The organism is Maritalea sp. (genome assembly GCF_047634455.1).
Classification (GTDB): domain Bacteria; phylum Pseudomonadota; class Alphaproteobacteria; order Rhizobiales; family Devosiaceae; genus Maritalea.
On the sequence record NZ_JBLIAI010000099.1, the window covers coordinates 1 to 6,124 of the forward strand.

The 6,124-nt window shown below is 49.3% G+C and carries 11 protein-coding genes; all 11 read left to right on the top strand.

The window, feature by feature from the left end; genetic code table 11:
• Positions 1-704, top strand: a 704-nt coding sequence (locus ACJAZW_RS14890) for a phage portal protein (protein WP_415159501.1), incomplete at its 5' end; no start/stop codon positions are given.
• Positions 701-2,092, top strand: a complete 1,392-nt coding sequence (locus ACJAZW_RS14895; RefSeq protein WP_415159503.1) for a S49 family peptidase — start codon at positions 701-703, stop codon at positions 2,090-2,092. The genes ACJAZW_RS14890 and ACJAZW_RS14895, both read left to right, overlap by 4 nt.
• Entirely contained in the window at positions 2,092-2,514 is a 423-nt protein-coding gene (locus tag ACJAZW_RS14900) for a hypothetical protein (RefSeq protein WP_415159505.1), read from the top strand. Before ACJAZW_RS14895 ends, ACJAZW_RS14900 begins: the two co-directional genes overlap by 1 nt.
• A gap of 12 nt (positions 2,515-2,526) precedes the next feature.
• Positions 2,527-3,459, top strand: a complete 933-nt coding sequence (locus ACJAZW_RS14905) for a Mu-like prophage major head subunit gpT family protein (protein WP_415159507.1) — start codon at positions 2,527-2,529, stop codon at positions 3,457-3,459.
• Positions 3,460-3,534: 75 nt separating this feature from the next.
• Positions 3,535-4,023, top strand: a complete 489-nt coding sequence (locus tag ACJAZW_RS14910) for a hypothetical protein (protein ID WP_415159509.1) — start codon at positions 3,535-3,537, stop codon at positions 4,021-4,023.
• Complete coding sequence (locus ACJAZW_RS14915; RefSeq protein ID WP_415159511.1) at positions 3,998-4,192, top strand: hypothetical protein; 195 nt, start codon at positions 3,998-4,000, stop codon at positions 4,190-4,192. The genes ACJAZW_RS14910 and ACJAZW_RS14915 overlap by 26 nt, the downstream gene beginning before the upstream one ends.
• Positions 4,164-4,493, top strand: a complete 330-nt coding sequence (locus tag ACJAZW_RS14920; protein WP_415159513.1) for a hypothetical protein — start codon at positions 4,164-4,166, stop codon at positions 4,491-4,493. The genes ACJAZW_RS14915 and ACJAZW_RS14920 overlap by 29 nt, the downstream gene beginning before the upstream one ends.
• Entirely contained in the window at positions 4,490-4,936 is a 447-nt protein-coding gene (locus tag ACJAZW_RS14925) for a hypothetical protein (protein WP_415159515.1), read from the top strand. Before ACJAZW_RS14920 ends, ACJAZW_RS14925 begins: the two co-directional genes overlap by 4 nt.
• Before the next feature lie 11 nt (positions 4,937-4,947).
• On the top strand, positions 4,948-5,343 hold the full coding sequence (locus ACJAZW_RS14930; protein ID WP_415159517.1) for a hypothetical protein: 396 nt from the start codon (positions 4,948-4,950) through the stop codon (positions 5,341-5,343).
• Entirely contained in the window at positions 5,343-5,678 is a 336-nt protein-coding gene (locus ACJAZW_RS14935; RefSeq protein ID WP_415159519.1) for a hypothetical protein, read from the top strand. The genes ACJAZW_RS14930 and ACJAZW_RS14935 overlap by 1 nt, the downstream gene beginning before the upstream one ends.
• Positions 5,679-5,762: 84 nt before the next feature.
• A partial coding sequence (locus tag ACJAZW_RS14940; protein WP_415159521.1) for a hypothetical protein occupies positions 5,763-6,124 on the top strand: 362 nt, incomplete at its 3' end.

Consider the following 6,124-nt stretch of genomic DNA (forward strand, 5'->3'; position numbering starts at 1 on the left):
AGTTTTTTGGTTTTATTGAAAAGGAAGCTGGGGCGGAGTTTGTCGACGATGCTAGCATTCTCGAACTGCCTACAGGTGGCGGTAGCGAGAATGGCGAAATTGAAATTGAAGATGGAATAATCACTGACCTACCTGAAGGGCAGAAAGTAGTTATTCCCGAGCATGGCAGACCGAACTCCGGGTTTGATCCTTTTGTGGTGGCGATCTTGCGTCAAATCGGTGTGGCACTTGAGATCCCATTTGAATTGCTGATCAAGCATTTCACGGCTTCATATTCCGCAAGCCGAGCCGCTCTTGAGATGGCGTGGCAATATTTTCGCCGCAAACGTGGTTGGCTTGCGCGGCAGGCTCTTAATCCAATTGTTGAATGGATACTTGTAGAGGCAGTTGGCTCCGGTCGATTGGACCTGCCCGGCTTCATGGACGACCCGATTAAGCGCCAAGCATGGATGGCGGGCGAATGGTTGGGCTCGCAGCGCATGTCGATTGACCCTCTTAAAGAGGCTAAAGCCGACGAAGTGGACATAAAGAACGGCAACAAAACCCGCGAACAAGTGATGATTGAGCGCACGGGTGGTCAATTTGATGAAAAGCACGATCAGCTCGCGCACGAACAAGCGAAGCGCGAAAAGGATGGTCTGAACGGCGATGCAGCCGGAACAGCCTTAGCCGTTCAACCCGAAGATGATGAGGATAAAGAATGACCTTTTCTGGTAACTGGCTAATTGATCGCCGCCATTTAGGCTTGCCGCAACTGGCATCCGTTTTGCAGATGCGGGATCCAAAGCTGTTTGAAAACCTTGTTGCAGCTAACCTTGGCCTAAACTTTCAAGGTGCAGATGCGAGTGAGGTTGAGCGGCCTACTGCATTGGCGCGAGGATCAATGGCATATCGCTGGGGCGACGTTGCTGTTGTTCGGGTCTTTGGCGCACTGTCGCATCGTTTCAATCGCTACACTTATTCGTACGAAGAATTTGAGCGAGACCTCGAACTGGCGTCGAGCGATGAGTTTATAGGGGCCGTTCTCGAAATTGATAGTCCGGGCGGTCAATGCTCTAACCTTGATTATGCTGCCGATTTGGTCGCGGGTTTTGCAGAAACAAAACCGATAGAAGCAGTGATAAGCGGCATTGGCTGTTCAGCTGCGTTTTGGCTAGCAAGTGCGGCCACCAAGACGTGGGCCACGCGCACCGCCATGATCGGCTCGGTTGGATCAGTGATCAGCTATTTCGATATGGATGGCATCCTAGAAAGTTTTGGGGCCAAGAAGATCGAGATTACCGCCTCTCAGTCGCCCAATAAACGTTTGGATCCGCATAGTGCTGAAGGCAAAGCGGAAATGCAGGCAATCGTCGATGACGCTGGGCAGATGTTTGTCGAGGCGTTGGCGGAATATAACCAGATTTCCACAGATCAAGTCATGGAGCGTTTCGGGCAGGGCCTAGTGTTTTCGGCTCCAGAAGCGCTATCGCGCGGCATGATCGATGGGATCAAAACAATCAATGAAGTTTTGGCGGGGTTTGCGGCCCGACCAAATGATGAAAACCACGGGGATCGGTCCGCAACGGTTTCCACTAGCAAGGAGCATATTGACATGCCCAACAAGCAGGCGGGTGGTAATACGCCAACCCCGACGCTGGCAGCACGGCTCGAAAGCCTAAATGCCAGTGATCCTGAGTTGGTTGCGTCCATTCAAGCTAATGCAAAGAGCGAACAGGGTGACCTGCTGGCTCAAGCTGCGGCTGAAGAGCGTGACCGCATTGCCGGAATTCAGGCCTTGGCCCAACCCGGCTGTGATGATTTGATCGCTGCAATGATTGCGGATGGCAAAACAACGCCAGCCGAAGCAGCCCATCGGATCATGACATCTGACGAATTCAAAAAGGGGAAAACCCTTTCTGCACTGGCGTCAGATGATAATTTGGCAAGCGGGGCAACACCTGCACCGAGTGCTGCAATTGCAACCAGCGACAAAGTTGAGCAGACACCTGAAGGTTGGACTGCTGAGTGGAACGCGAGCGAGGGCCTACAATCCAAGTTCATGTCCGCTGCGGACTATGTTGCTATGAAAAAGCGTGAGGCAAAGTCTTAATGGCCCTTCAAGCAAATCAAACCCGGCGACACGTCATTGGTGATAAAAGCCAATTGCCGGTTGCAGCAACTGCCCGGATTTTCCAAGGCGGCGCTGTAGGCGAAAACGGTTCAGGCTATGCCCGTCCATTGAATGCAGGCGATGCATTCTGTGGCTTTGCGGAAGCAGAGGCCGATAACCGTGATGGTGCAAATGGCGCGATTGATGCTTATCTCAAACAGTCTGGGCGCATCGAGCTTAATGTTGTGGGCGCAAGCATCACATCAAACGATCGTCCCGCTGTCTATGCATCCGACGATGGCACCTTCACCCTAACATCAACCAGCAACTCTTTGATTGGCTATGTCAGCCGACACATTAGCGGAACGCTTTGTGTTGTCGACTATGACGCAGCACTCGTCAAAGCTGCGTTGCAAGCATAAGGATTTGTGACAATGGGAGCTTCTCAATATAGCGCAATCACGTCACAAGCTGTGATTGCAATGATGATGTCGCGCATCGATTCAGGCAATACGAGCTGGGTTGATGACGTGGCGATGAAAGTCAGCTCGTCTGAAGCAAGCGAAGACTATGGTTGGCTTGGTGCCGTGCCAGCAATGGGTGAGTTTCACAACTCTCGGTCCCCTGCTGAGATCAAAGAACACAGCTTCAGTCTTGCTAATAAAGACTTCGACAACTCGATCACCTTTAAGAAAAAGGACATTCGCCGAGATAAAAAGGGCATGATCCGCCTTCGTGTGAATGATCTGATTGGCCGTGCTGAAGACTTGTCTGCATCATTGATTTCTACACTCATTCTAAATGGGGCTACATCGCTTTGTTACGATGGTGAATATTTCTTTGATACGGATCACCCCGCAGGCGATGGTCAAACGCAGTCAAATAAAATCACATTCGATGCTGTAGCACCTGCGGCACCAACTGTGACTGAGTTTGAAGAAGCAGTCTTAAAAGGCATTCAGACTCTTGTCGGGCTTAAAGATGAACAGGGTCAGCCGATCAACCAATCGGCAACCAAATTCACTATTCAAGTGCCTGTGGGTTTTCTTGGTGTTGCATTGAAAGCGCTTAAAGCTGTGTTGGGCGATGGCGGCAAATCTGCTGTTATTCCTGCCATCAAAGGCGACTTTTCGATTGATGTCATACCAAACCCACGGCTGAGTTGGACAGACACATTTGTGATGTACCGGACGGATTCAGAAGTGAAGCCATTCATTCTGCAAGAAGAAGAGGCTTTGGAGCCATTTGCGATTGCAGAAGGTTCTGAATACGAAAAGCTCAACAAAGAGCACATGTATGGTGTCGATTGGGCTGGCAACGTTGGCTATGGTCAATGGTCTGGTGCAGTGTTGGTGACCTTCAACTAAATCCAGCAATTGCTGAATAATCTAACTTGAGAATAAGCCCGCCTTTGAGCGGGCTTTTCTCTTTGGAGATGAATAATGGAAATCAGAAAATTATTGATTGCAGCATCAGTTGGAATGGGCACAACCCTGTTCTTAACGTCCGAGCAGGCACATGCGCGTGGACACTTGCTTGATGATGCCAAAGATAAACAGCTTGGCAAGGGCAAAGATGCCCGCAAGGCGTTTGTTGCAAAAGCATTGCTGCACTTCAAAGCGGGTGAGGAATTGGCGATTAAAGGCAAGCTTGATCGTCATTTGGAAATTGCTTTTGGCAATAAACCTGACGAGGGCAAGAATGCTGCGGTTGCCGTAAACGACGGTCAACTCGAAGCCATTCAACAGGCAACGGCTGAAGCTGAAAAAGCGCAAAAAGCCGCTGAGGAAGCAACAGCGTCTGCAAAGTCTGAGCTTGAAAAAGTGGAGATCGCAAAAACTGAAGCACAAGAGCTTTTGACAAAACTCACGGATGAGATTGCCAAAAAGTCCAGTGGTGAGTCTGATGAAAATCAAAATCCGGCTTCTTAAAACTGCACCCATTGATGATGAAATGGTACCACGCGGTTCCACAAAAAACGTCAATCGCACCATTGGGCTCGATCTAATTGCTCGCAAAAAGGCGGTGCGTGTGAAGTCGCGTGCAGCTTCTGAGCCGAAGGAGAAAGCCGATGACGTTGGCTCAGACACTTCGGAGTGATTTACCGATCTTTTTTGACGTTGATGAATTCGCCACGGCTTTTACCTATCAACTTTCTACGGGTGGTACGACTTACAATCTTGCCGGAAATTTCGACAATGCCACCCTTCAAGTTGACGACTTGGGGCCGGTGCCAGTGAGCGTTGGTGACGCGACAATCACATGCGCAGCAAGCACTCTTCCAAGTGGGTATGGTGAAGCCGATCTAATTGGCATCAATGCTAAGAATTATAAAGTGGCTGCACCTGTTGATGTTGATGGGCAAGGCATGGCGCGGCTCTACTTGGAGTTAGTTGAATGACGCATGTTCGACAACAAATACGAGAAGCGTTCATTGCCAAACTTATCGCCGCAGCCATGCCCGGTGCCGAAATCATGAAAGCAAGAACGCTGAAAGTGGATCCGGTCAATGGACCGATTATCTTAGTGTTTGCGCCAACCGAAACTTCAGATGTCTCTGCGATGGGCAAAATACCGCCGCTCGAAAGAGAGGTAAGCATTTCGCTTGAAGGATATGTGAAAGGCGGTGTGGATATCGAAGATGATTTGGACGATATCGCCGAAGCAGTCGAGCAGGCATTTGGCGCAGATCCCAAGCTAGGCGGGTTGGTTAAATCAACTTTTCTGGTTTCAACAAACATGGATATTGGCGGCGGGTCTGAACAACGTGTCGCCAATATTCAAATGGCCTACAAAGTGCGGTACCGCACCATGAGCCATGAACCCTCAACTTCAATTCAATAGGAGAACACCAAATGTCTACGACAGATGGCAATGATGGCATTGTTAAAGTTGGTGCCAACGCAATTGCGGAAATCCAATCTTGGTCACTTACTGAAAGTGCAGACGTTAAAGAAGATACGTCCATGGGAGACGCCTTCAAAACGCGCAAAACTGGTGGGATCAAAGATTGGAACGTAACCATAGATTGCTGGTGGGATGCCACCGACACAAATGGCCAAGAAACATTGGAAGTTGGTTCAGAAGTTGCGTTGGTGTTGTTGCCAGGTGGCGATGGGTCAGGCGACAAACAATATGCAGGCAATGCAATTGTCACGTCTATCAACTCGAGCGGTTCCAAAGATGGCATAGTTACTCGCAATTTCAGTGCTGACGCCAATGGCGCACTTACAAAGAGTACGGTGGCATAATGAGCGTTATTGATAGGATAAAGCAGCATTATCAAAGTCAGACGCGCAGCAAATTGCTTGTTGCAGAATGGGGCGATGAGAATGGCCCATTTGAGATTTTCTATGATCCGCCCACGCTTAAAGACGCACACCTCCTCAACACAAAGTCGAATGGCAATTATCACTTGGCGTTGTGCACCATGATTGTTCGCAAAGCACTGGATAAAAACGGGGATGCTATCTTTCAAGAGGGTGATGCGGTTATTTTGTATGGCAACTCAGATGACCGGATAGTTTCTCGAATTGGCCTTGAGATGAAAAATCATCTCAGTGTTGAGGAACAAGCAAAAAACTAAAAGCCGATCCGCAGCGTCTGAATATATTTAGACTTGCGGATCGGCTGCACAAAACCGTTTCAGAAATTGAGCAAATGAGCGTTGATGAATTCAACGGCTGGATTGCGTACTGCCAACTCAAAAAGTAATGACATGATCAAAGAAATGTTGTGGCGCATCAAGGGTGACAATAAGACCCGTCCGGCGTTCGCTGGGTTTATGCAGGATTTGGACAAGTCCTCGGGCAAGATTGCTGTTGCTGATCGTAACATGGCGGAATTTGCCGGATCCATTCGTTCAACAGCCAACATCATTCGCGGCGGGGTTTTTGTTGGTGCGCTAACGGCTGGTGTTGCTGCACTAAATACGGCGGCACAAAGTGTTGCCGACCTTGCAGCAGAAGCACAAACCGCTGGTGTAAATTTTGAGGCATTCCAAGAATTGAAGTTTGCGGCAGATCAAAAGCG

Excerpts from the sequence above, each read along its gene's own strand:
- ACJAZW_RS14895 (WP_415159503.1), top strand. The coding sequence starts at position 701 with ATGACCTTTTCTGGTAACTGGCTAATTGATCGCCGCCATTTAGGCTTG.
- ACJAZW_RS14900 (WP_415159505.1), top strand. The coding sequence starts at position 2,092 with ATGGCCCTTCAAGCAAATCAAACCCGGCGACACGTCATTGGTGATAAA.
- ACJAZW_RS14905 (WP_415159507.1), top strand. The coding sequence starts at position 2,527 with ATGGGAGCTTCTCAATATAGCGCAATCACGTCACAAGCTGTGATTGCA.
- ACJAZW_RS14910 (WP_415159509.1), top strand. The coding sequence starts at position 3,535 with ATGGAAATCAGAAAATTATTGATTGCAGCATCAGTTGGAATGGGCACA.
- ACJAZW_RS14915 (WP_415159511.1), top strand. The coding sequence starts at position 3,998 with ATGAAAATCAAAATCCGGCTTCTTAAAACTGCACCCATTGATGATGAA.
- ACJAZW_RS14920 (WP_415159513.1), top strand. The coding sequence starts at position 4,164 with ATGACGTTGGCTCAGACACTTCGGAGTGATTTACCGATCTTTTTTGAC.
- ACJAZW_RS14925 (WP_415159515.1), top strand. The coding sequence starts at position 4,490 with ATGACGCATGTTCGACAACAAATACGAGAAGCGTTCATTGCCAAACTT.
- ACJAZW_RS14930 (WP_415159517.1), top strand. The coding sequence starts at position 4,948 with ATGTCTACGACAGATGGCAATGATGGCATTGTTAAAGTTGGTGCCAAC.
- ACJAZW_RS14935 (WP_415159519.1), top strand. The coding sequence starts at position 5,343 with ATGAGCGTTATTGATAGGATAAAGCAGCATTATCAAAGTCAGACGCGC.